This window comes from Duganella hordei (assembly GCF_040369125.1).
Lineage (GTDB): Bacteria > Pseudomonadota > Gammaproteobacteria > Burkholderiales > Burkholderiaceae_D > Rugamonas > Rugamonas hordei.
This window is the reverse complement of the sequence record NZ_BPWI01000003.1, coordinates 486,802-512,179: the sequence shown is the minus strand read 5'-3', so window position 1 is coordinate 512,179 and position 25,378 is coordinate 486,802. Positions and strand designations below refer to the sequence as shown.

At 55.6% G+C, this 25,378-nt stretch carries 22 protein-coding genes; 10 read left to right on the top strand and 12 right to left on the bottom strand.

The genetic code is table 11. The annotated features are described in order from the left end of the window. Window positions 1-21 precede the first annotated feature (21 nt). Entirely contained in the window at window positions 22-3,366 is a 3,345-nt protein-coding gene (locus tag ABWW33_RS10425; RefSeq protein WP_353401316.1) for a transglutaminase family protein, read from the bottom strand. A gap of 223 nt (window positions 3,367-3,589) precedes the next feature. Next, entirely contained in the window at window positions 3,590-4,600 is a 1,011-nt protein-coding gene (locus ABWW33_RS10420) for a transglutaminase family protein (protein ID WP_353401314.1), read from the bottom strand. A 208-nt stretch (window positions 4,601-4,808) separates the two neighbouring features. Here ABWW33_RS10420 and ABWW33_RS10415 point away from each other — a divergent pair, with 208 nt between their 5' ends. Both ABWW33_RS10415 and ABWW33_RS10410 read left to right on the top strand, forming a co-directional pair. Then, window positions 4,809-5,543 (top strand): SDR family oxidoreductase, encoded by a 735-nt coding sequence (locus tag ABWW33_RS10415; protein WP_353401312.1) that lies wholly within the window; start codon window positions 4,809-4,811, stop codon window positions 5,541-5,543. Window positions 5,544-5,567: 24 nt separating this feature from the next. Then, window positions 5,568-6,476 (top strand): SDR family NAD(P)-dependent oxidoreductase, encoded by a 909-nt coding sequence (locus ABWW33_RS10410; RefSeq protein ID WP_353401310.1) that lies wholly within the window; start codon window positions 5,568-5,570, stop codon window positions 6,474-6,476. A gap of 311 nt (window positions 6,477-6,787) precedes the next feature. On the opposite strand, the gene ABWW33_RS10405 is transcribed toward ABWW33_RS10410, so the two are convergent. Further along, window positions 6,788-7,033 carry a helix-turn-helix domain-containing protein gene (locus ABWW33_RS10405; RefSeq protein WP_353401308.1) on the bottom strand — a complete coding sequence of 82 codons (246 nt, stop codon included), beginning with the start codon at window positions 7,031-7,033 and terminating at the stop codon, window positions 6,788-6,790. 566 nt (window positions 7,034-7,599) lie between these two features. Between ABWW33_RS10405 and ABWW33_RS10400 the strand changes: the two genes are divergently transcribed. The 6 genes from ABWW33_RS10400 (at window position 7,600) to ABWW33_RS10375 (ending at window position 14,012) form a co-directional block, all read left to right on the top strand. Next, entirely contained in the window at window positions 7,600-7,797 is a 198-nt protein-coding gene (locus tag ABWW33_RS10400; RefSeq protein ID WP_353401306.1) for a hypothetical protein, read from the top strand. Between the two features lie 466 nt (window positions 7,798-8,263). Further along, window positions 8,264-9,319 carry a DNA cytosine methyltransferase gene (locus ABWW33_RS10395; protein WP_353401304.1) on the top strand — a complete coding sequence of 352 codons (1,056 nt, stop codon included), beginning with the start codon at window positions 8,264-8,266 and terminating at the stop codon, window positions 9,317-9,319. A 19-nt stretch (window positions 9,320-9,338) separates the two neighbouring features. Then, window positions 9,339-10,154: an FAD-dependent thymidylate synthase gene (gene thyX, locus ABWW33_RS10390; RefSeq protein ID WP_353401303.1), complete on the top strand. Its 816-nt coding sequence runs from the start codon at window positions 9,339-9,341 to the stop codon at window positions 10,152-10,154. 3 nt (window positions 10,155-10,157) lie between these two features. After that, on the top strand, window positions 10,158-11,237 hold the full coding sequence (locus tag ABWW33_RS10385) for an HD domain-containing protein (RefSeq protein ID WP_353401301.1): 1,080 nt from the start codon (window positions 10,158-10,160) through the stop codon (window positions 11,235-11,237). After that, window positions 11,227-13,044 (top strand): ORC-CDC6 family AAA ATPase, encoded by a 1,818-nt coding sequence (locus tag ABWW33_RS10380; protein ID WP_353401299.1) that lies wholly within the window; start codon window positions 11,227-11,229, stop codon window positions 13,042-13,044. Before ABWW33_RS10385 ends, ABWW33_RS10380 begins: the two co-directional genes overlap by 11 nt. Beyond that, window positions 13,041-14,012, top strand: a complete 972-nt coding sequence (locus ABWW33_RS10375; protein WP_353401297.1) for a hypothetical protein — start codon at window positions 13,041-13,043, stop codon at window positions 14,010-14,012. Before ABWW33_RS10380 ends, ABWW33_RS10375 begins: the two co-directional genes overlap by 4 nt. A 106-nt stretch (window positions 14,013-14,118) precedes the next feature. Here the strand turns inward: ABWW33_RS10375 and ABWW33_RS10370 are convergent, their stop codons facing one another. The 9 genes from ABWW33_RS10370 to ABWW33_RS10330 form a co-directional block, all read right to left on the bottom strand. Beyond that, window positions 14,119-14,538, bottom strand: a complete 420-nt coding sequence (locus ABWW33_RS10370; protein WP_353401295.1) for a VOC family protein — start codon at window positions 14,536-14,538, stop codon at window positions 14,119-14,121. Between the two features lie 130 nt (window positions 14,539-14,668). Further along, window positions 14,669-15,055 carry a hypothetical protein gene (locus ABWW33_RS10365; protein ID WP_353401293.1) on the bottom strand — a complete coding sequence of 129 codons (387 nt, stop codon included), beginning with the start codon at window positions 15,053-15,055 and terminating at the stop codon, window positions 14,669-14,671. 13 nt (window positions 15,056-15,068) lie between these two features. After that, entirely contained in the window at window positions 15,069-17,066 is a 1,998-nt protein-coding gene (locus ABWW33_RS10360; protein ID WP_353401292.1) for a hypothetical protein, read from the bottom strand. Next, a complete protein-coding gene (locus ABWW33_RS10355) occupies window positions 17,066-18,538 on the bottom strand; it encodes a hypothetical protein (RefSeq protein WP_353401290.1) in 1,473 nt (490 codons plus the stop codon). Before ABWW33_RS10355 ends, ABWW33_RS10360 begins: the two co-directional genes overlap by 1 nt. A gap of 431 nt (window positions 18,539-18,969) precedes the next feature. Further along, window positions 18,970-20,412 (bottom strand): site-specific integrase, encoded by a 1,443-nt coding sequence (locus ABWW33_RS10350; RefSeq protein ID WP_353401288.1) that lies wholly within the window; start codon window positions 20,410-20,412, stop codon window positions 18,970-18,972. 232 nt (window positions 20,413-20,644) lie between these two features. Continuing rightward, window positions 20,645-21,025: a lactoylglutathione lyase gene (gene gloA / locus ABWW33_RS10345; RefSeq protein WP_353401286.1), complete on the bottom strand. Its 381-nt coding sequence runs from the start codon at window positions 21,023-21,025 to the stop codon at window positions 20,645-20,647. Between the two features lie 59 nt (window positions 21,026-21,084). Beyond that, window positions 21,085-21,516, bottom strand: coding sequence for an OsmC family protein (locus tag ABWW33_RS10340; protein WP_176652219.1), 432 nt, complete (start codon window positions 21,514-21,516; stop codon window positions 21,085-21,087). Between the two features lie 12 nt (window positions 21,517-21,528). Next, window positions 21,529-22,866 (bottom strand): PQQ-dependent sugar dehydrogenase, encoded by a 1,338-nt coding sequence (locus ABWW33_RS10335; protein WP_444550988.1) that lies wholly within the window; start codon window positions 22,864-22,866, stop codon window positions 21,529-21,531. Between the two features lie 13 nt (window positions 22,867-22,879). Further along, on the bottom strand, window positions 22,880-23,131 hold the full coding sequence (locus ABWW33_RS10330; RefSeq protein WP_176652221.1) for a hypothetical protein: 252 nt from the start codon (window positions 23,129-23,131) through the stop codon (window positions 22,880-22,882). Between the two features lie 131 nt (window positions 23,132-23,262). On the opposite strand from ABWW33_RS10330, the gene ABWW33_RS10325 reads away from it, so the two are divergent. Together ABWW33_RS10325 and ABWW33_RS10320 are read left to right on the top strand one after the other, a co-directional pair. Beyond that, window positions 23,263-24,309, top strand: coding sequence for a DUF3667 domain-containing protein (locus ABWW33_RS10325; protein ID WP_353401284.1), 1,047 nt, complete (start codon window positions 23,263-23,265; stop codon window positions 24,307-24,309). Between the two features lie 147 nt (window positions 24,310-24,456). Next, entirely contained in the window at window positions 24,457-25,365 is a 909-nt protein-coding gene (locus ABWW33_RS10320) for an NAD kinase (RefSeq protein WP_176652223.1), read from the top strand. Window positions 25,366-25,378 lie beyond the last annotated feature (13 nt).

The window sequence follows — 25,378 nt, the reverse complement described above, 5'->3', positions numbered from 1 at the left end:
CGTCCGATAGCGGGCGCACGCCTACGTCGGTTGCCAGCGCAAATCCAGGGTCATCGGGAAGCTGGGGTTCAGCGCCTCCTTGTACACCGTCATCGGCCCCGGCGTATGGCCGTGCGCCCAGAAGCGGGCGAAACGGCGCGCCTCGGCGGCGTTGGCGTTGACCGGCGAACCGCTCTCGGCGCGGCCGCCCGGATGCACCACGTGGTAGGTGCAGCCGCCGATGGCGCGGTTGCTCCAGGTGTCGATCAGGTCGAACGTCAGCGGCGCCTGCACCCGTATCGTCGGATGCAGCGCCGACCACGGGCTCCACGCGCGGAAGCGCACGCCCGCCACATACTCGCCCGGCACGCCGGTCGGATGCAGCGGCAGCATGCGGCCGTTGCAGGACACCACATGGCGGCCGTCGGTCAGGCCGCGCACCAGCAGCTGCATCCGCTCGACCGACGAATCGACATAGCGCGCGGTGCCGCCGCCGCTCATTTCCTCGCCCAGCACGTGCCACGGTTCTATGGCCTGGCGCAATTCCATTTCGACGCCCTCGTACACCACGGTGCCGAAACGCGGGAAACGGAATTCGATGAAGGGATCGAACCAGTGATCCTCGAAGGCATAGCCGGCGTCGCGCAAATCGCGGGCGACGCCGCGGATATCCTGGGCCACGAAATGCGGCAGCATCCAGCGGTCGTGCAGCGCCGTGCCCCAGTGCACCAGCTTGGCCTGGTAGGGCTGGCGCCAGAAGCGCGCCACCAGCGCCCGCAACAACAGCATCTGCAGCAGGCTCATACGCTCGTGCGGCGGCATCTCGAAGGCGCGGAACTCGACCAGGCCGAGGCGGCCGGTGGGGCCGTCCGGTGAATACAGCTTGTCGATCGAAAATTCCGAGCGGTGAGTATTGCCGGTCAGGTCGACCAGCAGGTTGCGCAGCAGGCGGTCGACCATCCATGGCCGGTCGCCCGGATGCATGGTGGGCAGTTGCTGGTCCATCTGCTGGAAGGCGATCGCCAGCTCGTACAGGTTGTCGTCGCGCGCCTCGTCAACGCGCGGCGCCTGGCTGGTCGGGCCGATGAAGGTGCCGGAAAACAGATACGACAGCGACGGGTGGTTTTGCCAGTAGGTGATCAGGCTTTTCAGCAGGTCGGGGCGGCGCAGCATCGGGCTGTCCTCCGCCGTGGCGCCGCCCAGGGTCGCGTGGTTGCCGCCGCCGGTGCCGGTGTGGCGGCCGTCGACCATGAATTTCTCGGTGCCGAGGCGGGTCAGGCGCGCCTCCTCGTACAGGGTCGACATGTTGTAGACCAGCTCCTTCCAGCTGGCGGCCGGATGGATGTTGACCTCGATGACGCCGGGATCGGGCGTCACGCTGAGCAGCTTGATGCGCGGATCGCGCGGCGGCGGATAGCCTTCCATCCACAGCTTGAGCTTGAGCAGCGCGGCGGTGTTCTCGACGGCGGCCACCAGCGCCAGGTAGTCCTCGATGCGTTGCATCGGCGGCATGAAGACATGCAGCCGGCCCGCGCGCACCTGCACGCACAGCGCCGTGTGGATGACGTCGCGCGGCGCCGGCGTGACCGGCGCCGCGCCGGCGTTTTTGCCGCTGCCGTTCCCGGTGCCGAGGCCCAGCACCGGCCGGCGGTCGCGCTTGGGCACCGCCAGCGGTTCGCGCGGGGCGAAGGGATCGACCTCGAACTGCGGCTCCTCGTCTTCCGGCATCACCCACGGCAGCGTGTTCAGCGGCAGCCGCAAGCCCATCGGCGAATCGCCGTCGATCAGGTACAGGTGTTCGCGCCGCAGCGGCCAGGGCGAGGTGCGCCAGACGGTGCCGCCGATGCCGATCGCGCCGGCGGCCGGCTCCCCGGCCTTCAGCGGCAGCACATAGCCGACCACCGCGCCCAGTCCCGTCTGCAGCAGGCGCGCCAGGCGGCGCCGCTCGTCGGCCGAGTCCAGGTCGGCCTTCAGCGGATCCAGGTTGACCGGCATGCCCTGCTCGCGCTGCGCCTGCTGCGCCACGTCCTCGTAGGCGGGAATCGCGCTGCCGGCCGGCAGGCGCAGCGCCCGCGCCAGCGCCGCGCAAAAGCGCTCGGCCTCGTCGGGGCCGTAGCCGTCGTCGACGTTTTCGTCGGAGAACAGGGTGGCGTCCAGCCACATCGGCTGGCCGTCGACGCGCCAGTAGATGTTCAGCGCCCAGCGCGGCAGCGGTTCGCCCGGATACCATTTGCCCTGGCCGTAGTGCAGCATGCCGCCCGGCGCGAAATGGTTCTTCAGACGATGCATCAGCTCGCCGGCCAGCCTGCGCTTGTCGGCGCCGTGCGCCTCGGTGTTCCACTGCGCGCCGTCCATGTCGTCGATCGACACGAAGGTCGGCTCGCCGCCCTGCGTCAGGCGCACGTCCTGCTGCTTGAGGTCGGCGTCCACCTGCTGGCCGAGCTGGTCGATCTTGCGCCAGTCGTCCTCCGAATACGGCTTGGTCACGCGCGGGTCTTCGTGGATGCGGGTGATCGTCATCTCGTGATGGAAGGTGACCTCGGCCTTGTCGGTGAAGCCGGTGACCGGCGCCGCCGACGATGGCTGCGCGGTGCAGGCCAGCGGGATGTGGCCTTCGCTGGCCAGCATGCCCGAGGTCGGGTCGAGCCCGATCCAGCCCGCGCCCGGCACATACACCTCGGCCCAGGCGTGCAGGTCGGTGAAGTCGACGCTGGTGCCGCTGGGGCCGTCGAGCGCCTGCTGGTCGGCGCGCAGCTGGATCAGGTAGCCGGACACGAAACGCGCGGCCAGCCCCATCTCGCGCAGGATCTGCACCAGCAGCCAGCCGCTGTCGCGGCACGAGCCCGAACGTTTTTCCAGCGTCTGCTCGGGCGTCTGCACGCCCGGTTCCATGCGCAGCAGGTAGCCGATATCGCCCTGCAGCCGCTGGTTGATGGCCACCAGGAAGTCGTTGGTGCCCATCTTTTCCTTCAGCAGGTCGGCGCGGGCGGCCTCGACCCAGGCGGTCTGCAGCGCGCCGGGCGGCTCGCTCTGCAGATACGGGCCGAGTTCGGCGCGCAGCTGTTCCGGATAGGCGAAGGGGAATTGCTCGGCGTATTTTTCAACGAAGAAGTCGAAGGGATTAATCACCGTCATGTCGGCCACCAGGTCGACGGTGAATTCCAGCCGGTCGGCCTTTTCCGGGAACACAAAGCGGCCGATGTAATTGCCGTAGGGGTCCTGCTGCCAGTTGATGAAGTGCTGCTCCGGCGCGACCGTCAGCGAATACGACAGGATGGGCGTGCGCGCATGGGGGGCCGGGCGCAAGCGGACTTCGTGGGGCGAAAGCGCAACCAGGCGGTCGTAGCTGTAGCTGGTTTTGTGGTGCAACGCGACACGGATAGCCATACGGTGAGCTTCTTTCTCTGGTGTGGAGACACGGCGGCGCGGGAGGTGCCCGGAGCGCGGATATCACAGCACTAAGCAGAAAGCATGCCATTGGCACAAGGTGGAAAGGCGGCGGGGCGGGGTTCCGGGCCGCCGCCGCACCGCGCCGGCGCACGGCGCCATCGTCGCGATGCCCCAGCCCGGTGCGCTGCGCACTGCGCCGGGGCCGGCCGAACCAGGCGGACTAGACGGGCTGTCCGGGCAGCGGGACCGGCGTCTGCATCTGGCCCGGCGGCTGGGCGGCGGGCTGCGGCTGCGCTGGCGGCTGCGCTGGCGGCTGCGCCGGCGTCAGCGGCGTGACGGTGACATTGACCTGCAACTCCTGGGCGCCGCCGCCCAGCACCACGCCGCGCATCGGCGTGACGTCGCTGAAATCGCGGCCCCAGCCGATGGTGATGTGTTCGCGCTGCACCAGGCAGCGGTTGGTCGGATCGAAATCGACCCAGCCCAGCTCCGGGCAAAACACCGACACCCAGGCGTGCGAGGCGTCGGCGCCGATCAGGCGCGGCTGCCCCTCGGGCGGATGGGTCTGCAGATAGCCGCTGACATAGCGCGCGGGCAAACCGAGGCTGCGCAGGCCGCCTATCATCAGTTGCGCGAAATCCTGGCATACGCCGCGGCGCCCGGCCAGCACCTGTTCCAGCGGCGTGGAGATATCGGTGGCGCCGCCGTCGAATTCAAAGTCGTCGAAGATGCGCTCGGTCAGTTCCATCGCGGCGTCCAGCAGCGGCCGGCCCGGCGTGAAGCTGGGCTGGGCGTAGTCGCGCAGCGCGGCGGTCCAGCGCACGTGCGGCGACTCGTACAGATAGCGGCCGGCGTCGAGCATGTCGGCCTGGCGCGATTGTTTCAGCAGGTCGCGCAGGGATTCCCAGGGCAGGGAACCGCGTATGCCCGCCGGATCGGGGCGCGGCCCCAGCGCCACGGTCGATTCGGCGCGCACCAGCAGCATTTTGTGCGGGGTCGTGATCGTCAGGCGGCGGATGTTGTTGCCGAAATAATCCTGGCTGTCGGCGCTGTCGTCCGGCGCCGGGTCGATCAGCAAATGATGGGTTTCAGTCTTCTGGAACGGCAGGTCGCGCGGAGTCAGGTGCAGCAGCTGTTGCGACAGCGTCACCATGTTTTGATAGCTGTACCGGGTTTCGTGCACCACGTTGTAGCGCCATTGTGGCGTGGCCGGCGCCAAGGGGGAATTCATCAAATTGTGCTCCAGATCGCCCCGAGTATCGGGGATTTGCCGACGTAATGTAGCACGCCGGGGCAAGGCAGGGGGCTGACGGGCGTGTGCCGCGCGGGCGCGATTGTTATTGAAAATTGCATACTTAAAGCAATTTTCATGGGTTTATTCATGTTTGATGGTGGGTGATACTTCTTTCACACCAACCTCTCATTGAAGGAGTACTAACATGAAACAAGTTGCCATCGTTACCGGCGCCTCCCGCGGCATCGGCGCCGCCATCGCCCAACGCCTGGCCAGAGACGGCTACGCGGTCGTCGTCAACTACGCCGGCAATGCCGCCGAAGCCGACAAGGTGGTCGGCGCCATCGCCGGCGCAGGCGGCACCGCCATCGCCATCCAGGCCGACGTCGCCGACCCGGCCGCCGTGCGCGCCATGTTCGACGCGGCCATCGCGCAACTGGGCCGCGTCGATGTGCTGGTCAACAACGCCGGCATCATGCCGCCGGCGCTGCCGCACTTGGCCGACACCGACGACCAGACCTTCGACCGCCTGTTCTCGGTCAACGTCAAAGGCAGTTTCAACACGATGCGTGCAGCTGCCGCCAAGCTGCAACACGGCGGCCGCATCATCAATTTCTCCACCAGCATGATCGGCCTGGCGCTGCCCGGCTACGCGATCTACGCCGCCACCAAAGGGGCGATCGAGGTCATGACCAACATCCTGGCCAAGGAGCTGCGCGGCAAGAACATCTCGGTCAACGCCGTCGCGCCGGGGCCGACCGCCACCGCGCTGTTCCTGGACGGTAAAACCCCGGAAACGATAGAGCGCATGTCGAAAATGGCGCCGCTGGAACGCCTGGGCCAGCCGGAAGACATCGCCGCCGCCGTGTCCTTCCTGGCCGGCCAGGATGGCGGCTGGATCAACGGCCAGACGCTGCGCGCCAACGGCGGCCTGGTTTAACCCGTACGCATCCAGGAGAACATTATGAACAAATCCATCGTCCTCGTTACCGGTGCGGGCACCGGCATTGGCCATCTGTCGGTGAAGGCGCTGGCGCTGGCCGGCCACTCGGTCTACGCGTCGATGCGCGACATCGCCGGCCGCAACGCCGCCAAGGTGCGCGAACTGCGCGACTGGGCCTTCGCCCACGGCGCCGACGTGCGCGCCGTCGAACTCGATGTGCTGTCGCAGGCGTCCGCCGATGCGGCTGTGGCCACCATCGTCGCCGAGCGCGGCCGGCTGGACGCGGTGGTCCACAACGCCGGCCACCTGGTGATCGGCCCGACGGAAGCGTTCACGCCGGAAGAAATCGGCCGCGTGTTCGACACCAACTTCCTCGGCACGCAGCGCGTCAACAAGGCGGTACTGCCGGTGATGCGGGGCCAGCAGCAGGGGCTGGTGCTGTGGGTCAGCAGCACGACGGCGCGCGGCGGCTTTCCGCCGTTCCTGGGGCCGTACGCCGCGGCCAAGGCCGCGATGGATTCGATCGCCGTGACGATGGCCTACGAGCTGTCACGCTTCAATATCGAAACCTCGATCGTGGTGCCGGGCGCCTTCACCGCCGGCACCGACCACTTCGCCAACGCCGGCAAGCCGGCCGACGCGGCGACCAGCGCGGCGTATGCCCGTTACGACGGCTTGATGGACCAGGTCGGCGCGCGGCTGACCGAGCTGATGCCGCCGGAAGCCGACCCGGCGGCGGTGGCGGGCGACATCGCCCGCATCGTCGGCCTGCCGCACGGCAAGCGTCCGTTCCGCTCGATCACCGACTTCATCGACGACGGCGCCACGGCGGTGACCGAAGTGGCCGAGCGGGTGCGCGTGCGGTTCGCCGAGCGCATCGGCATCGCCGACCTGCTCAAGCCAGGCCTGGTCAAAGCCGCATCTGATTAAAGGCCGGCGCCCTGGCCGTCGAAGCTGCGTTCGATCAGCTCGATCTTGTAGCCGCCTGTACTGTCAAGTATGTCGCCTAATGGACATACTTATTTCCTTTTAGCTCAAGGACTTACGAGTTTTTTTGGCAGTCCATAATTTTTTTAAGAGATGGACAGTCACAATGACGGCGGGTTTCTACCTGGACCAAGTTCTTGGCTCTGTTGAGCCCTGTATAACTAGCGTGATTACATAGTATTGGAGAAGCAAAGAAGCAAAGTTGCGATTGTCGACGTTGGCCATAGCTGCCACAAATTTGAAAGGGCAGCAGGCTACTGTCCTGCTCGTGCAAAAACTTCCGATGGGGTGACATCCAGCGCTCGGCAGATTCTGACGAAATTCAAAATTGCCAAATTCCGTTCACCTCGCTCGATTCTGCCCATGTGACTTCTATCGATTCGGCAAAGATGCGCGAATTCCTCTTGCGACAAGCCTTTGTCCTTTCGGGCATTTTTTATAACTACCCCAAGTGAGCGCAAGACTTCTGTCTCGTTTGCCTCTGACGATGCATTTTTCATTACTGCATCGTCAGTTTTTCGTGCAAAATAGGCCACGGCATCAAAGACCCATTTTGCCTCCCACCCTTCTCAACCCCTTGAGTCAATATGAAGAGCCTAGACGCTACCGAAAAAAAGCCAGTCATGATACGCGTCCCTAGGGAAATGTATGAGGATCTGCTCAACCTCTCGGCGGCTGCTACGCTGCTTCAACGTCGAAGTGTTAGTGTTCCAGGGATGGTCTTGGAAATTCTGGCCGATGCACTTCAAAAACGAGGTGGCACTAAAGCAAACAGTAGGTAGTGCAGTTCTTCCAGCTAGCCGTAACGGCTCGCGTCTGAAAATGGCAGTGCTCGCATTAGTCGCCGATTTCGGCTCGCAATGACTGCACATGATCGAGCGATCATGCTCACGCTATTTGCAAATGAGCTTGCATTCATCGGCGCGGGCTTTCATTTCATTCCGACGTGCTCACGTAGTTTGCAAATGACCGCTTGCTGCATCTCATTCTTTCTTCCCTAAGAATTCTTTCGGCGTAGCTGCTCAAGGTGCTAATCTTGTAATTTTCGACTACAGTGGGGATCAACATGGACTTAGACAACGCAGGTAAATACTCACACGCACTCACAGCAGTGCTGTATGCGGCCCGTAAGGCTGGTTGTGATCTCAATGGCCTTCTGAGCACGGTCAAGCAGGACATCATAAGTAACAGCCTACGCCCGCTGCCACAGCATCAGGAAGCCGTCATTTCCGCCTTGGCTGAGGCTATCCGGGACCTCGAATAAATTTTGCTGTCCGTGGCTCAGTGGGTGTACCCATGCGAGGCGCTGCCATCGAGACGTTTTCGAGTCTCACATGCACCGAAGTCGTGCGACCTATTGTCGGTTTTCAGGGGTTGCCGTCCGGCATCTGCCGTTCAACGCAGTGGTGTTTGTATCATTCGCCGGGCTACTCAAGTCCGGTCGACAGCAATCATCAGGCAGGCGTTGGACGGTGCTCCTCATAGGTGTTTCTGAGCAAATCATCGGCCAAATTCATATCGCGTCGCACACAGCACACTTCAAACTGGTATCCTTTCGAAGTACAGTGGAAAGTTGTGTCTGCACTGCCAGTTCTACAAGAGATAGGCTAAGGCGTACCCATTGCTCTCGAATATGAGGGCGGGGTGCCAAGCTGTCTAATAAAAATTCCAGCTTTCAGCGTAGACATTCGCTTGATTTGGCTGAAAGAAAAATAGCGCACGGGAATTAAATGCAAGCAATCGATCTGTTTTGTGGTGCCGGGGGGATGTCAATTGGCGCCTCAATGTGTGATATTAAAGTACGCGCCGCAGTAGAAATAGACAAATTTGCGGCAGAAACTTTTAGATTAAATCACCCTGATGTCAAAATTATAGAGCGCGATGTACGAAAAATTACTCGCAAAGAATTTAATGATATTGATAGAACTCATCCTTTAATTATGTTTGGTGGGCCGCCGTGCCAAGGATTTTCGACATCCAACCAAAAAAATAGAAATTCTGACAATAAGAATAACTGGCTTTTTCGAGAATATCTGAGATTGGTGCGCAGCGTTAGACCGGATTGGATTGTATTCGAAAATGTAAAAGGGTTGATTGAGACAGAGAATGGTTTTTTTCTCGATGAGGTTTTGTCGGGATTTAAAAAATCTGGGTATCGAACCAGTCATTTCGTACTTAATTCAGCTGATTACGGGGTTCCCCAGAAGCGAAATCGGCTCTTTATCATTGGTTCTTTAGATGGCATTGAAGTGGATAGGCCTACCGTTACGTCCATGAAGCCGATTACCGTCTCTCAGGCGATAGATGATCTCCCTTTACTTGAGAATGGCGATGCGCCTGATGAAAAGGAATACTCTGGAGTTGCCAGAAGTGCATATGCGGTACAAATGCGCGGCAATCTAAAAAGGTGTTTTAATAATATAGTTACCAATAATGCACCCAATATTATATCTAGATATAAGCATATTCCGCAGGGTGGTAATTGGGAGAATATTCCAATCGAACTCATGGAAAATTATGCCGATGTGACACGTTGTCATACTGGTATTTATCGTCGGCTTAAAGCAAATGAGCCGTCAGTCGTAATCGGTAATTTCCGGAAAAATATGCTTATACATCCCCATATTGATCGGGGACTTTCTGTTCGCGAAGCTGCCAGACTGCAATCTTTTCCTGATTGGTTTCGATTTGCAGGCTCCATTGGATTTCAACAACAGCAGGTTGGTAACGCTGTACCTCCGTTACTAGCGAAGGCGGTCTTTTCCAACATATTGAATAATTATTAAATGGATTGGGGGGAATGTAATGGCGCGTATTACGGTAATTGAGGCGGATACCTTGCTCGACAAGGAGCTGAAAGTACTAAACAAGGGTTTCGTTCGCCTAGTTGATTACATGGGAGGTGATGCCCGCATTGTCCAGGCAGCGCGAGTTTCTTATGGCGATGGGACAAAAACTGTTCGGGAAGATTCTGCGTTGATCGATTACCTTTTGCGGAATGATCATACTTCGCCTTTTGAACAAGTTGTCTTGACATTTCACATAAAGGCCCCGCTTTTCGTGGCACGTCAGTGGGTACGCCATAGAACGGCGCGGATGAACGAAATATCTGGGCGATACAGCGTTCTCCAAGATGAATTTTATGTTCCAGAGCTGGATGATGTAAGACCACAAAGTCAAAAAAATAAACAAGGTCGATCTGAAGAGTCTCTCGATGATGAGATCAAAGAAAATTTTGTTGGCACTCTTGTTGATGATCAGAAATTAACGTACCACCGATATGAGGGTTATATAAAATCTGACATTGCTCGTGAGCTGGCACGCATAAATCTTCCTTTAAGTCTTTATACGGAGTTTTACTGGCAGATAGATTTGCATAATCTGTTTCATTTCTTACGGCTGCGATTGGATGCTCATGCTCAAAAGGAAATCCGTGTTTATGGAGAGGCATTATCTCTTTGCGCAAAAAATGTAGCACCGATGGCATATAAATCCTTTGAAAACCATGTTTTACACAGCAAAAAAATCTCTAAATCGGATATTGACGAGATGTTAGAAGCTGTTGAAATGGTTAATGATCCACGTCTCGAAGAAATTCGTAAAAAACTTAGCGGTAAATAAAAAATGGATAATAATTTACAACCGTTGGAAGAGTTCGTAAAAGAAAAACTGTCGACGGATAAAAACAAATTGCCAGACCGCAATGTTGATTATTGGGGGCGATATATGCACTTATTGGCGGGCCTGCGTGAGCATGTATATAAGAACATTAATGCAGGGTTGGCCTCATTTTCGAAGTCGCCAGGAATTTATACTGACCATGGACCTGAGCATTTTGATGAAGTGATAAGGTATGCTGGACTTCTTTTGAATAGTCCAGAAACTGGCAAGCCGGAAGGTTTGGAACCTTACGAATTGTATTTACTGTTGTGCGCAATTCGACTGCATGATGCGGGAAATATTGACGGTCGCGAAGAACACGAAAGGAATGCAGCCAGTATTCTCTCGTTGTATGGAGGGAATATTGTGTATGATTCACCCGAATTTGAATTGATCAGCTCGATCGCGCAAGCGCACGGTGGATACACCTTTGATGGCGATAAAGACACCATCGCCACTTTGCCGCCCGATGATACTCCATTTGGAGGAATCACTTGCAGGCCGCGATATGTGGCGGCCTTAGTTCGTTTTGCGGACGAAATCTGCGAACACCGAAATCGAGCAGCGGGGCACTTCATTCGTAATGGGAAATTGCCAGACGAGAATAAGCTATACCATTACTACGCGAGTAGTATAACTGGTGCTGTTCCAGATCGGAAAGCGAAATCGTTTCGTCTCTATATTGCCATCGATACTAAGTTTTTGCATGAAAAGTATCCTACGCCTGCTAATGCCCAAGGTGTTTCAACTCAAAAGTTCTTGATAGACGAAATCACCGAACGTCTCACTAAACTCGATAAGGAACGCAGTTATTGTAATCAGTTCTTATCACCCGGCCTTCAAACCAATCAGGTCGAGGTACAAATTCGCTTGCTGCAAGCCAAGAAAATTGGAAACGCTATGCAAAATGGTGAAGTTGATAAATTCGAGTTTAAAATTCCCTCACTGACTGGTTATCCTAAATCATCATCGTGGCAGCATACTGAGCTTGTCGGCGATAAGATAGCCGAAAGAGCCGAAAAGGAATGGAAAAATGCGGAATAATCCTTTCACCGTATCTTCACCAGAAATGATGGATGCTGCAGAGATGCGGCGTCTGTACGTGCCGCTTGCTGAAGATTTCGAGATAAACGGGCCTGGACATATATTCGTGCATGGCCATCGCGGTTGTGGCAAGAGCATGATGCTTCGGCTTTTGGCGCCTGATTGTAAGGCTATCGAACTGAATCTCCCGTTGACGGGATTACCGTTTTTAGGCGTATACGCCACGATTAAATCAACAGACCTTGATATTTCCGAGTTTGAAAGGATAAAAAATCAGTATGCTGGCTTAGTGCTTGCTGAACACTCGCTTACTTTATTTGTCGCGTCGAAAGTGTTGCAATCGTTGAAGGATCATACCGGTGACTATTTGAATAATTCTTCTGCTAAAGAAGAGTTAAATGGTTTTTTAGAGAAATATGTATTTCAGCGGCTGAAACTATCTGAAAGCAATTCTCCACCTTTGGAAAAAAGATTGGCTGATCCTTTACAGTTCGCGATCGAAGCAGTGGATTCAAAGTATGGCGAACTGATTGATTATCTCCGGCAATTAAGTCTATTAGGTGATTCCGCAGAGTACACTCCATTTACCGGACGGGTAGTCGGTTATCGTGAATTTCTCTTTCCACTTTGCTCTTCGTTGACCCAAATGGAATGTATGCCTACCGGGCCTGTCTTTATCTTGCTTGATGACGCAGATAATTTGAATGCCCTTCAAACACAAGTCTTAAATACTTGGGTTTCGTATCGCACAGGAAATAAGATTTGCTTCAAAATATCTACGCAACTTGGATATAAGCACTATCGGACGTCTTCGAATACTAGAATTGAATCGCCACATGATTTCAAAGAGGTAAATATTTCTACGATCTATACAGGGGGAGCTTCGAAAGGCTCCTATCCTAAATGGGTTGAAGATATCGTGACCAAGCGACTTGCTGCGACTGAGATTAATGCCGGAGCGAAGGAGTTCTTTCCTCCGTCCGAGGCCCAAGAAAATGCAATTGCTGCGATCAAAAAGAAGTATAAGGACGATTTCGAGTTAAGTGGTCGTGGATTTCGTCCTGGTGATGACGCAACTCGATACGCGCGCCCTGACTACATAAAAAGTTTGATAGGATCATCTAAGCAAGGCAGTACCTATCTTTATGCTGGCTTTGAGCAGTTAGTGCATATTTCTTCAGGAATTATAAGATACTTCTTAGATGATGCTGCTTCGATGTACGCAGCAGAAATGAAGCTGGCACAAGTTAAATCAGGTGAAACTGATATTAAACTTACGTGCATTAGCCCGGCCATTCAGGACCAAGTGACTCGTAGCAGCGCTGACGCCTTGATGATTGATAATTTAGATAGATTGCTGGAAGAAGCTGATCTTGAACTCGTAAATGGAAGCGTGAAAAACGACTTCAAACAGCTGCGTAATTTAATTCAGGGGCTAGGAGGGATCTTCCAATCTATATTGCTTTCCGACCGCTCCGAACGGCGTGTTTTTTCTATTGCGCTGAGTGACGCTCCTTCTGATAACGTTGTCCGCATACTTAAGCTTGCGGTGCGACATGGATATCTTTACGACGGTGCGATAGGTAGTAAGGACGGACGTTGGCGCACGCGTAAGTATGTGATGACACGTCGCCTCGCGCCGACCTTTAAACTGGATCCAACAGGTTTTGCCGGTTACCTTTTTGTGACGTCAGATTTATTAGAAACCGCCATCCTGAATCCGGTACGAGCTATTCGCGAATTTACGGCTAATAGGCTAGGTAACGTTGTTGACGATAGTCAGTTGAGCTTGGAGTTGGAATCATGAGTCATAAAATTAATATCATTGATATTGCTCAATCTCTGCCGGAGCGAATCGCTCTTTTTATCGGAACGGCCAGCTTTGAAGCTCGTTGCTTGAGTATATTAACGTCTTTAGTTGATAGTGCTGACGCATTTATGTTTTTTAAGAATGTTGAGGCTGGTGAAATTGCTGAAGAGAATCTTCAGAAAATGCGAGCGCTGACTATTCTAAAAAATAGGGTCTTCGAGATCGATTTGGATCGACCGACTATTACGGCGGATGCATTCCAAAAATGCTTATCAATGATTGATTCCGCTGCTGATGGATTGATTTTTGTAGATATCACGACATTTACTCATGAGCAACTTTTAATCTTTTTGCGTGTGGTGACTCAAACCAAGCACGGAAGAAGATTTATTTTTGGATATACTGGAGCTGAGCAATACAGCACAAATACGAATGCCGATGGTGTTTGGCTTTCCCGCGGAGTATCGCAAGTCAGATCGATCTTGGGTTTTCCCGGCGAATTTTTGCCTTCAAAGAAGTTGCATCTTATCGTTCTAGTGGGTTTTGAGCATGACAGAGCAAAAGCGGTAATCGAAAAATTCGAACCTTCTTCTCTCACATTGGGTATCGGCGATGTCTCGCATTCGGTTTCCAAAGCCCACTATGAAACCAATCAAAGATTTTTCGATGAAGTGAAGAGCTTTATTGATTTGAAAACAAGCATCTACTCACAAGTTAATATTTTTAAATTTTCAGGTATTGATCCAGTCGCTGCAAAAAGCTCAATCTTGGCAGAGGTTAAGCGGTTGCCGGCATATAATACTGTTATCTGCCCAATGAACACGAAGATATCTACATTTGGAGCAGGATTGGCTGCTGTAGAGAATCCCGCTCTTCAGGTTTGTTATTCGCGTGCAATAACTTATAACGAATCTGGCTATTCTACGCCGTCGGCACAAGCGACAATTTTTGAAATGGATCTTTGAGTCAGTAATCTCTTTCTGTTGGTGTAGTGCCGGCTGAGTAGAAATACTGGAGAGCTCTGCGGAAGCAGAGCTGGCCAGCTAGTAATCTCACCCCTGTTGCTAGATGCTACCAAGCCCCAGAGTTGGGCATTGAAGACCAGGGTTCCTGCGGACCGAGTGGCTCACCTGCCTGCAGTAGTTCGATAGATATGCCATCGGGCGATCTCACGAATGCCATGTGGCCGTCTCGTGGCGGACGGTTGATGGTCACTCCGCGATCTGCAAGTCGTTGGCACACGGCGTAGATATCATCGACTTCGTACGCGACATGTCCGAAATTTCTACCTCCGGAATATTCTTCTGCATCCCAGTTGTATGTAAGTTCGAGCTCGGCGCCTTGATCGTGGGGCGCAGCGAGGTAGGCCAAAGTGAATCGTCCTTTAGGGTAATCACGTTGTCGTACAAGCTCCAAGCCGAGCGCTTCACGGTAGAATTCTAAAGATGCTTCCAAGTTGGTCACGCGGACCATGGTGTGTAGATACTTCATGTCTGGCTCCAGAATTGTCAGCCGCTATATTAAACTTTTGCTAGAGAGTTCGCAGGCTCACATCCAACTTTTCTTCGCATGAACCCGCGCTGTTCTGCTTGATGTTGGGCGCCAAGTTGCGGAAATATTCTCAGCCTGGGCCTCGAATCGGCAAAACGTTTTCGCCGCTCAAAGCTGCAAGTTTTTTCTTCATGTCATATAACTCGGCCAAGAGGGAAAGCTCTCGGGCTAGCGCGGCGTCTAGTTCGATTCTTAACGTATCGGCTGTTTCTTTGACCTTTTTCAGGCGTTGGCTTTGATCATCCTGAGGGCGAGACTGTTCGGCTGCGGCGTCGTCGATGGCGGCGATAAGAGCCCCGAACTGTTGGCGCGATTTCTTGATGCTGCCTTTTTTGCGGCCCGCTTCAAGCGAGACTGAGTCATTATTGATTTTGGCATCCTTCCTCACAATGCGAGGCGTGCCTTGCTTGATTCGGTCAAGCGCTAAAAAATATTCTTCTGGGACAGAAGTCGGCATCTTTTTATTTCGGTTAATTTTTTAATTTGCTGAGTGATCTCAGAGTGCATTGCAACGTAAAAAGGTTGGCGTTTTCGTGCCGAAATTCGGGAGAAGTATTGTCCTCTATCGCTAACCTATCTACCAAGCGGGACTGCGCCGTTACCACTCTTTCGAGTTTCTTTTTATGCCCGACCATATTCTTGCAGTGTGTCGTTATGCACTCGACGTGTAGAAGGTCCAACGGATTTCTATTGCATTCGCCAACTTTGACACAACCACCGAGTAATGTCTCTTTGTACGCAAGCTCGCCTTTTTTGAATCTCGCCAGTGTAGTGGCTCGGTCGAAGCGGACGACGCCTTCACCATCTGTGAGTCTATGTTTCATCCACTGAGGATGAACCCCGAATAAGTCGGAGTCACTTAGCAACAGAACGTTAATCGCATAGCTCAAATATTGGCTTACCGGCTGCGCGTCCTGCCATTCAAACCCGAAATGCTTTTTACCGTCCTCATTCTGAATAAACTGTTTGGCGAACGCTGATCCACGCCCGTAGTACGCCGACATCTCTGCAGTGACATGATGTAGCTGTCGCTTTAGAGTTGGCAATGAAACCAGACCAGATCGCTGAGCGTAAAGTGCGAGCGACCTACGGAGTTGGTGTGATGAAAAGGGCCAGCGTTGCCCGAGTGTGAACTTTTCCTCAAATCGCCAAGCACGGTGTGGATCGATTTGCTCTAACTCAAACAGATCTTCCTCTGCAATGATTGGAAGCCACTCATCTAATGATTTGAAACGATAAATTTTCAAATCGGCGATGTTGCCAGTTTTTTTTGTGCCAAATAGGCCTGCAGAAGAAAACAAGTGGCTCGGAACTGTGCGGGTATCGGAACTATCAGCTGCCGAGTTTCGCGCCCTAAAAAGTATCGTTGCGAGCCTTTGAGCTAGCCGAATAGCAGTCCTCCCGCTATCGCTTGTAACCCACCGTACCAATTTGCTCTTGCCTCCACTAATCTTCCTTATGCGTCCATTGATAATGAAATGGGTTGAGCCGCCATCGGTGTGAGCAGTCTCTTCAAAGCAATCGTAGGGAAGTGCGGCTACCTCGTTTGCCCGCATTCCCGTATATGCTTGGATTTGTAACGACGCGGCAATCGACATCTCCAGCACGGAAACAGACAGTCCTCGAATGTCCCAAGAATAGCCCCTTTCATCCCAAAATAGCTCAAGATCATATTCTTGGAGTAGCTGCTTGAATGTCGGCAGAACAGCGCTCCTGCGGCCGTCTGAGCTTCGTTTCTTCCACTGATTTGAAGCAGCACGGCCTATCAAGGGATTCGTTAAACATGCTTCCAGAAGGGGAAAAAGCTTGCTTTCCATTTTTTGGAACGCATCTATTTCGCGGTCGATTATAGATAGTATTTCAGAATATATTCTAGTTGGGATAGGTGGATGCTGTTTGCCACGCCCCGCCCAATCCGATGCTCGTTGCTGCAACTGTACGAGTGTTTTTTTGTTCGCCACCTCATATCCAACAATGTTCGGGCCAAGTCTACCAAGAAAGTTCACCAGCGCAGCCGCAAGCTTCGCCATCTGATCCTGCTCTACCAGGAATGCAAGCATGATTTGATGATTAAAAAAGACGTTATCAATCCTTAGGTTCTTCGCATCACAGAACCTAGCCATTGCTTTAAGCGGCTTCATGTAGTTCTTAAGGGAGCCGTTGCTTAATTGGGTGCCACCTCTCTCGAAGATCAGCAAATACATAATCCATTTAACCGCCTCCATCAGTTGGCTTCGTTGTTCGGTTATTTCACCTATCTTCCAAAACTTAAACGAAAAAATTGAACGCACGCCATCTGAGTCATATGCTGTGCGATCCCAAGAGTCATCGCCATAATGTGATAAGGCTGTTCCATCTTTGTTTTTGGACACTATGAAATCAGCAGACGGGAGATTTCTTTGCCTAAGGGCACCTTGTTCGCTTAACAGGGAATTCTCGGCCTTTGCCTGAAGTTTGTGTATTGCCATCACAGAATTTCCAGCTCAATAAGTAGTTCTAACTTAGCGGCCCAATAATGGTCGAGGTCACCATTGATATCAACTTCGCGCGCTACCTCCTGTACTAGAAGCGCGTTGTGCTGGCGTAACTCCGTAAGGATCATCTCTATGCGTTGTAGGCTGGCGTAGAAGAATCTTTGGAACTGTTCGTGGTTTTCCGCTAACGCAGCCGTCTTTCTAAGGCAGTACCTCGCGCTCAATAGTTTCCTTAGGTCTGGCTTATCTAAATGAATCCTGTATTTGTCACAAAAAAGGCATCCCTCCGGTCCAACGCAGTCAGGCGCTACTGGTGTGATGTCCGAGATCGGCTTCGGTTTGTTTGGAGCGGAGCACGCCCCAATAGAGCGCGCCTCGGTTTGCCCTGCTACACGCTGATGTCGAACGGCTACGCGTTCAACCTGCTCAAGGTATGAGCGGAGCTCCGCTTGTTGTAGGGTTTCAGAGCCATTACTGTAGTGTTTAAGGGCAGTCACCGTTGAATGCTGCATCGCCGTCGCTGCAGTAGTTGGATCGTAATGTCTTATGACGAAATCTTGCTTGGCGGCGCGCCATTGTTTCGGGAGTACCTTTGGCAGGTCCGGACATAAGCGGTGAAGAGTTTTGAAAAAAATCTGAATTTGTTCTTTGCCACGACCTGCAATGCAATCTCTGATTTCACCTGATCGTAAAACGCCCCCATGAAACAGAAATTTTGAAGTCCTTCCGTTGAGCAAGTACGTTCTGAGTTCAAGATACCGCTTGAAGGATGTTATGTGCTGTACGCCCAACTCGAACGCGACTTTGCGATTATTTGCCCTGTATTTTATTGTCCGAAAGCCTTGCCGTTCCACTAGGGGATCCTGTACCGAAGCATCAAGCTCTTCGCTCCATGGTAGTTCTGCAGCCTGTGTGAGGTTCATCCCAGTAATGGCTATGAACAACAGGAAAAATGATTGCATTGCGAGCGTGGCACGGTCAAATCGTGAATAGTCGCGTGGATTTATATTGGCAGCGGCTATCCTACCTTCGGCCCGAGCTATTAGCTTAATAGAAGGGAATTTTGTCCTTCCGAATATATCGATGATTTGTTTCTGGTCGCGGACGCGGCCATTTTGAAAATCGTAAGCCATATATTTTTGACTGCGGTTTAAATTCCTCGGTGTCTCGCACCAGCGTGGCAGGGGAAATATCCATAGACGGTCCCCGGGCCAATTCAGATACCCTGGGATGGAAAGCGCAAACGGGAATGCCTTGCCCTCGATTGCTAGTTCGCTCAGTCCCAAGAACAAGCAATGGCACCATGCCAATACCTGCGCTTGCGCTTCTTCATGAGGAACAGCGGTGGCGCGCTCAAGTTGTTTGCATTTTGCGAGCACGCGTGCACCTTGGTCCAAGTTCTCAAAGCCGAAATGCGTTTCCATTACGGCGATTACGTTTTTTTGGTAATCGGCTGCCGTGTTCACATGCAGTTCGTTTTGATCGACTTGCTCTCGGAGGTGATTGCAGTAGCTTCGAAATGCTGGGTGTGCATTCTCTCTTGTTGCGAGCGCGTTACTATGCGAGTTCTCGTCGCACCAATCTAGGAACCGTGCGAGGGAGCTATGTAGGCCGAAAATTGTTGAAACGCGAAATCCACTGGTCGAACAGAAATCGGAAGCAGCTCGCGCGAAATTTCTAATCTGCGTCGCTCTGGCGTCGCAGTATGAAGTTAGCTCGACTGCTCGACCTCTTCCTGACTTTCTTTTTGTTTTTGACCTACGAAGGTAACATAAGGCTCCAAAGTCTACTGACCACGAATTTTGGTACCCGATGACCAACTCTTCGATACGTAAAAGCTCAAGTCCTTCCGGCAACGGGAGATGGTGAAGTGTTATTGGATGCTCAGTCATCTTGCTCATTTTAGATCCCGGTGTCCCAATGCGGTGCTGGCGATCTTCGCAATATTCAATTCCCATTCGTCTTGGACAGAGCGCGCTAGCTTGAGCCGGCCCCGGTAGTTCACATACCGTTCAGTGACGCTCAGCGATGAATGGCCCATGACCGTCTGTAAATAGTTTAGAGCCTCTGCTAAGGTAATTCTTTTCTCCTGAACAAGCTTCAGTTTCTCGTCTAGCACATTCATGCCAAAGGTGGCCCGGAGGTCGTGGAACCGATATTGAAAGCCCGCACCATGTTCCTCCCGAATCGATGGCAAGATGTAGTCGGTGATGTACTGTCGAACGCCTTGTCCTACTTTTCCATGCCGTAGTCCGGACATACGGCTCCCACCGTTGTCGTACTTACTCAAGTAGAAGGGCACGGCCCTCGTGGTGAGGAAGAGGTACTGAGCATGCGTGTCGCCGCCATTCGCTCGCAGCCGCCGATTTCTGGCGCGGTTGCTCAACGCATACGTCTGTAGCATTTCGTAGAACCAAACTGGGATATGCAGCACCAATCTTTTATCTTGTTTTGTATCTATTCCGGTGCCGGGTCCTACGGGGAAGCGTATCGGCCCCTGGGATGGAAGCGGGCGCGAGTTGATAATGTCACCCACGCGAAAGGTAAGAATTGTCTGAATACGCGCACCAGTCACCAGCGCAAATATGTGAATGAGAGTTAGCTCGGTATTTCCCAGGGAAATGAGGGCGTCCAATAGCCACTGCTGCTCATTAGCCGGCAACGGGCGTAATTTCGCGCCATCGTCAATGAAGCCATCGTACGGGTCGTCTTGCGAAGGGACTTGAATTGAGAGGTCGGTGGTGGCAACCCTTTTAGAAGTAGGAGAACCGTAGCTGTCTGTGAAATGGACATAGCGCTCGCTTTCTTTCCATAGTGGATTTTTAGGCTCGAATACCCTCTCTTCCACGAGCCATCGGTAGAACCTTACTACTACAGCCATGCGGCGCTTTGCAGTACTCCATGCTATTTCAGCACTTCGGCAAAGCGTTCGGAGATGGCCATTAAATCGATAGGTAGGGCGTAGGAGACGATTTTCGGGAAAGTGTAGCCAGTTGATTGAAGGCTGGTTCTCAAGAAATCGCTTAAAGGCAGCCAAGTCCTCGGCGATGCTAGTCACTGTCGCCATTTTCGGATTCTCATCGCCGTCGAGCAGACCTAAAATGTATAGATTCGCCTCCGCCCAAGGGGACCCGTCACCGTTGAGTATGAGGGGAAACAGTCGATATTGCGGCGGTGGACTTCCGTCACTTGCCTGAGCGTTGTTGGCCGAATATTTGGGTCTGGTGAAATAGGGTATCTCGTCCGAAGTCGATATTCGGGTAGCTAAAGGATCGTTTTTTTCGGCCAATACAGTTAACGTGAATTTGGGGAGTACTGTCTTGCGGGCGAGCGCAGTCATTGTGACTCCTTGCGCGGCAGCGGTCAGGTTGATCGAAGTAGAGTTCTTTGCGAGACACTATTCGGTGTGGCGGATATGACAGGGCAACGGCAGAACGTGACGGGACGCGATGTCAGGTCCAGCGTGGATAACATTCGCAACATTCCTGCGCCAGAATGGTCATGACGACCAAAATAAAACGCCAGGTGAGTAGTGAACTCAGCTGGCGTCCATTTTTGCAGAGCTTGCGTGTTTAAGCAAAGGCATAATTACTTGTCCGTACGTCCGGGTCCGTGACGAAGGCGATCACCGTGGTGCCGCCCTTGACCGGGCCCGGCTCGCGCGTGACGGCGCCGCCGTTGGCCTTGACGGCCTCGCAGGCGCTGACGATGTTGTCGGCCGAGATGGCGATGTGGCCGTAGGCGGTGCCCATGTCGTAGCTGGTGGTGCCGTAGTTATAGGTCAGCTCCAGCTCCGCGTGGTCCGGATTGGCGCCGTAGCCGAGGAAGGCCAGCGTATATTTGTACTCCGGGTTGTCGCTGGTGCGCAGCAGTTTCATGCCGAGCACCTTGGTGTAGAAATCGATCGAGCGCTGCAGGTCGCCGACCCGCAGCATGGTGTGCAAGATACGCATAGTGGTCTTTCGTGATGGACGGATAAACCGGGATTCTATGCGTTTTGCGGCAATCCTGCTCAGGCCTCCAGCCGCGCGTCCAGCGTGATGTTGGCGTTCAGCAGTTTCGACACGGGGCAATTCAGCTTCGCCTTCAGCGCCGCTTCCTCGAACGCTTTCTGGTCGGCGCCGGGAATGGTGGCCACCAGCGACAGGTGCACGTCGGTGATGGCAAAGCCGCCGTCGATCTTGTCCAGCGTCACGGTGGCGCTGGTGGACAGCTGTTTGGCCGTCATGCCCGCCTCGGCCAGGACGCCCGACAGCGCCATCGTGAAGCAGCCGGCATGGGCGGCGCCGATCAGCTCTTCCGGGTTGGTGCCGGGGCCGTCTTCGAAGCGGCTGTGGAAGCCGTACTCGACGTTATCGAGCACGCCGCTCTGTGTGGATATCTTGCCGCCGCCGTCTTTCAGGCCGCCGCTCCAGACTGCTGAACCTGTATGTTTAGTGCTCATGATGGTCTATCCTTATTTACTTGCAGTGGTGGCCGAAGCCGAGGGCGCTACGCGCCAAATGATATTGCCGACATCGTCCGCGACCAGCAGCGCGCCCTGCTTGTCGAGCGCCACGCCGACCGGCCGTCCGTGCGCCTTGCCGTCGCCGGCGAGGAAGCCGGCCAGGAAATCCTGCGGCGGCCCGGAAGGCATGCCGTTGCTGAACGGGATGAACACCACCTTGTAGCCGCTGGCCGGCTTGCGGTTCCACGAGCCATGCTGGCCGATGAACACGCCGCCCTGGTAGCTGGCCGGGAACAGCCTGGCGTCATAGAAGGCCAGGCCCAGCGAGGCGGTGTGGCCGCCCAGCGCGTAGTCGGGGGCGATGGCCTTGGCCACCAGTTCCGGCTTCTGCGGCGAGACGCGGCTGTCCACGTGCTGGCCGAAATAGCTGTACGGCCAGCCGTAAAAGCCGCCTTCCTTCACCGACGTCATGTAGTCCGGCACCAGGTCGTTGCCCAGCTCGTCGCGCTCGTTGACGGCGGTCCACAGCATTTTGGTCTTCGGCTCCCAGCCCATGCCGTTGGCGTTGCGCAGGCCGGTGGCGTACAGGCGCGACTTGCTGGTGGCCAGTTCCAGCTGCCAGATGGCGGCGCGGCCGGCCTCCTGGTCGATGCCGTTTTCGCCGACGTTGCTGTTGGAGCCCACCGTCACGTACAGGTATTTGCCGTCCGGGCTGGCGATGACGTTCTTGGTCCAGTGGTGGTTGATGGTGCCGGCCGGCAGGTCCATCACCTTGACGCCGCTGGCGTTGATCGAGGTCGCGCCTTCCTGGTACGGGAAGCGCAGGATGGCGTCGGTGTCGGCCACGTACAGGTTGTTGCCGACCAGCGCCATGCCGAACGGCGAGTTCAGGCCCTTGATGAACACGGTGCGGCTTTGCGCCGCGCCGTTGGCGTCGATCCCGCGCAGCAGCGTGATGCGGTTGGCCGTCTCGGTCACCGCGCCGGCCTTCTTCATTTCATGTTTCATGATCGCGCCCTTGATGCCCTTGCCGTCGTCCGGCTTGGGCGGGGCGTTGGTCTCGGCCACCAGCACGTCGCCGTTCGGCAGCGTGTAGATCCAGCGCGGGTGATCGAGGCCCCGCGCATAGGCCGTCACGCCGAAGCCGGCCGGCGCGCGCGGCTGGTCCTGGCCTTTCCATGGATCGACCGGCGCCACGTTGACGGTCGGGATCAGCGAGCGCTCCGGCTCCGGCAGCGCCGGATTGGGGCCGAAGCCGGCGGGGTAGCTTTGCGCCAGCACCAGAACCGGCATCAGCGCGAGCAGGGCGGCGCTCATCGCCGCCGCGCTCGTCGTCTTCAATTGCATGCGGTATCTCCGGTTAGTCTTTTTTTGTGCCGGCCTGCGGCCGCGCCGTGGCTTCGCGCGGGACGGGCGTCTTCACGTGCTCGACGCCAGGCTGGTTGTGCAGGTCGGTGTCCACCATGCCGCTGTCGACATCGGCGGCGGCCTGTTTGATGACGCTGCGCGGCCTGGGATCTTGCGCGTCGGGCGATTCGTCGCGTTCGTGCGGCATGCGCTCGACGCCGTCGTTCTTGACCTTGGCGTCGGTATTGACCTTGGTATCTTTCATGTCTGCGCTCCTCGCATCGTTGTAAAGTCATCTTAACGGGTCGCTGTTATCACAGTCGCCACATTGAATTCTGACAACTACCAGGCGATCTCGTTTATCATTTAGACACTTTTTATTCACCGGGATTTTGCATGAGCACTGCCGTCCACGCGCCGTCGGAAAACTGTCCTAATTGCGAGGCGGTCGTCAGCGGCCATTTCTGCTCGAACTGCGGCCAGGAAGCCTTCCTGCACCACGCCAGCACGCGCGAGTTCCTGCATGAGTTCGTCGGCCATTACGTGGCGCTGGAGGGCAAGCTGTGGGGCACGGTGATGCGGCTGCTGTTCCGTCCCGGCGCGCTGACGCTGGAATACATCAAGGGCCGCCGCGTGCGCTTCGTGCAGCCGCTGCGGCTGTACCTGACCTTGAGCCTGATTTTCTTCGCGCTGCTGAAGTTCACCGGGTCCTTCGTTCCCGTCACTGTCGGAGACGACGCCAGGCGGGAAGCGGAGGCGGGCAAGGTGACGGCGGCGTCTGCCGGCCAGGCGGCCAAGGCGCAGGCCGCGGTGGCGGAGACGCTCAAGCCGCTGACGCCGGAGCAGGCGAGCGGCAAGGCCGCCGCCGAAGCGGCCGCCGCCGACATGCAGAAGGATTTCAAGCCCGATGCTCGCAGGGCCGCCGGCAAGGACAAGGCGGAAACGGACGACGACGACAACTCCATCATCAACCTGTTCGACAAGGACGCCAGATTCCTCGACAACTGGCCCACGCTGCAGCACCAGTACCGCGCGTTTGAGAAGCTGCCGGGCAGCGAGCAGACCAAGGTGTTCAAGGACGGTTTCTATCACTACGCGCCGTACGCGATCTTCTGCCTGATGCCGGTGTTCGCGATGATCCTCAAGGTGCTGTACCTGGGCTCGGGCCGGCGCTTCGGCGAGCACCTGCTGTTCGCGCTGCACACCAACGCCTTCGCCTATTTCATCTTCTCGGTGTTCCTGCTGGTGCCCATCACGCCGGTCCGGCTGCTGCTGTGGTGCTGGCTGCTCGGCTACCTGCCGTGGGCGATGCGGCGCGTGTACCTGAGCAGCCGCTGGGGCGTGTTCCTGCGCTGGAGCACGCTGATGCTGATCTACTCGATGTGCATCATCCTGGCCGTGACGCTGTCCATGCTGGGCGGAATCATGACGATCGGCCACTAAAGCCGCCGGGATCCTTGCGGTCTGGCCCGGCGCACACTATACTGCGCAAAATACTGTTTAAATGTACAGTTGTGAGGAATGGCGAAAGCCCGCTTTATGGGTTACCCTGCTGCGTGTTGCCGACCTCACCTTTTTGCCGAGATTTTTATGACCGCCACGCACGCCGTTTATCAAACCATCGCACTGGTCGTGCGCCCGAATACCGACGGCATCGCCGAGGCGGTGGGCAGCGTGGTCGGGTTCCTGCAGCGGGAAGGCTACGACGTGGTGTTCGAAGAGCAGACCGCCACCCACCTGGAGCGGGTGCCGGCCGGCGTGCGGGTGATGGGCGCCTCCGAAATCGGCGCCCACTGCGACGCCGCCATCGTCATGGGCGGCGACGGCACCATGCTGGGCATCGCGCGCCAGCTGGCGCCGTTCGACGTGCCGCTGATCGGCATCAACCAGGGCCGCCTCGGCTTCATGACCGACATTCCGCTCGAAGGCATGCTCGACGTGCTGGCCAAGATCCTCGGCGGCAGCTACAAGGCCGAGCGCCGCACCCTGCTCGAAGGGCGGGTGCTGCGCGATGGCGAAATCATGCACGTCGGCCTGGCCGTCAATGACGTCGTGGTGGCGCGCGGCGCCGGCGCCGGCATGGCCGAGCTGCGGGTCGACGTCGACGGCCACTTCATGTACAACCAGCGCTCCGACGGCCTGATCATCTCGACGCCGACCGGCTCCACCGCGTACGCGCTGTCGGCCGGCGGGCCGCTGCTGCACCCCAGCCTGGGCGGCATCGTGCTGGTGCCGATCGCGCCGCATGCGCTGTCGAACCGGCCCATCGTGCTGCCCGAGTCGAGCGAGATCGTCATCGAGATCGTGCGCGGGCGCGACATCAGCGTCAACTTCGACATGCAGACCTTCGCCAGCCTGCAGGGGCAGGACCGGATCGTGATCCAGCGCTCGCCGCACGCGATCACCTTCCTGCATCCCGAAGACTGGAGCTACTACAACACGCTGCGCGAAAAGCTGCACTGGAATGAATATCCTTCCGGCGAAGGCAAACTCAATTAACCTCACCAGGCAT

Bases quoted from the DNA above. Each gene is read 5' to 3' on its own strand.
- ABWW33_RS10370 (WP_353401295.1), bottom strand. From the start codon at position 14,538: ATGAAGTATCTACACACCATGGTCCGCGTGACCAACTTGGAAGCATCT.
- ABWW33_RS10340 (WP_176652219.1), bottom strand. From the start codon at position 21,516: ATGAGCACTAAACATACAGGTTCAGCAGTCTGGAGCGGCGGCCTGAAA.
- ABWW33_RS10330 (WP_176652221.1), bottom strand. From the start codon at position 23,131: ATGAAAGATACCAAGGTCAATACCGACGCCAAGGTCAAGAACGACGGC.
- gloA (WP_353401286.1), bottom strand. From the start codon at position 21,025: ATGCGTATCTTGCACACCATGCTGCGGGTCGGCGACCTGCAGCGCTCG.
- ABWW33_RS10320 (WP_176652223.1), top strand. From the start codon at position 24,457: ATGACCGCCACGCACGCCGTTTATCAAACCATCGCACTGGTCGTGCGC.
- ABWW33_RS10400 (WP_353401306.1), top strand. From the start codon at position 7,600: ATGGACTTAGACAACGCAGGTAAATACTCACACGCACTCACAGCAGTG.
- ABWW33_RS10360 (WP_353401292.1), bottom strand. From the start codon at position 17,066: ATGGCAATACACAAACTTCAGGCAAAGGCCGAGAATTCCCTGTTAAGC.
- ABWW33_RS10425 (WP_353401316.1), bottom strand. From the start codon at position 3,366: ATGGCTATCCGTGTCGCGTTGCACCACAAAACCAGCTACAGCTACGAC.
- ABWW33_RS10375 (WP_353401297.1), top strand. From the start codon at position 13,041: ATGAGTCATAAAATTAATATCATTGATATTGCTCAATCTCTGCCGGAG.
- ABWW33_RS10380 (WP_353401299.1), top strand. From the start codon at position 11,227: ATGCGGAATAATCCTTTCACCGTATCTTCACCAGAAATGATGGATGCT.
- ABWW33_RS10350 (WP_353401288.1), bottom strand. From the start codon at position 20,412: ATGACTGCGCTCGCCCGCAAGACAGTACTCCCCAAATTCACGTTAACT.
- ABWW33_RS10385 (WP_353401301.1), top strand. From the start codon at position 10,158: ATGGATAATAATTTACAACCGTTGGAAGAGTTCGTAAAAGAAAAACTG.
- ABWW33_RS10405 (WP_353401308.1), bottom strand. From the start codon at position 7,033: ATGAAAAATGCATCGTCAGAGGCAAACGAGACAGAAGTCTTGCGCTCA.
- ABWW33_RS10395 (WP_353401304.1), top strand. From the start codon at position 8,264: ATGCAAGCAATCGATCTGTTTTGTGGTGCCGGGGGGATGTCAATTGGC.
- ABWW33_RS10420 (WP_353401314.1), bottom strand. From the start codon at position 4,600: ATGAATTCCCCCTTGGCGCCGGCCACGCCACAATGGCGCTACAACGTG.
- ABWW33_RS10365 (WP_353401293.1), bottom strand. From the start codon at position 15,055: ATGCCGACTTCTGTCCCAGAAGAATATTTTTTAGCGCTTGACCGAATC.
- ABWW33_RS10335 (WP_444550988.1), bottom strand. From the start codon at position 22,866: ATGCAATTGAAGACGACGAGCGCGGCGGCGATGAGCGCCGCCCTGCTC.
- ABWW33_RS10410 (WP_353401310.1), top strand. From the start codon at position 5,568: ATGAACAAATCCATCGTCCTCGTTACCGGTGCGGGCACCGGCATTGGC.
- thyX (WP_353401303.1), top strand. From the start codon at position 9,339: ATGGCGCGTATTACGGTAATTGAGGCGGATACCTTGCTCGACAAGGAG.
- ABWW33_RS10415 (WP_353401312.1), top strand. From the start codon at position 4,809: ATGAAACAAGTTGCCATCGTTACCGGCGCCTCCCGCGGCATCGGCGCC.
- ABWW33_RS10325 (WP_353401284.1), top strand. From the start codon at position 23,263: ATGAGCACTGCCGTCCACGCGCCGTCGGAAAACTGTCCTAATTGCGAG.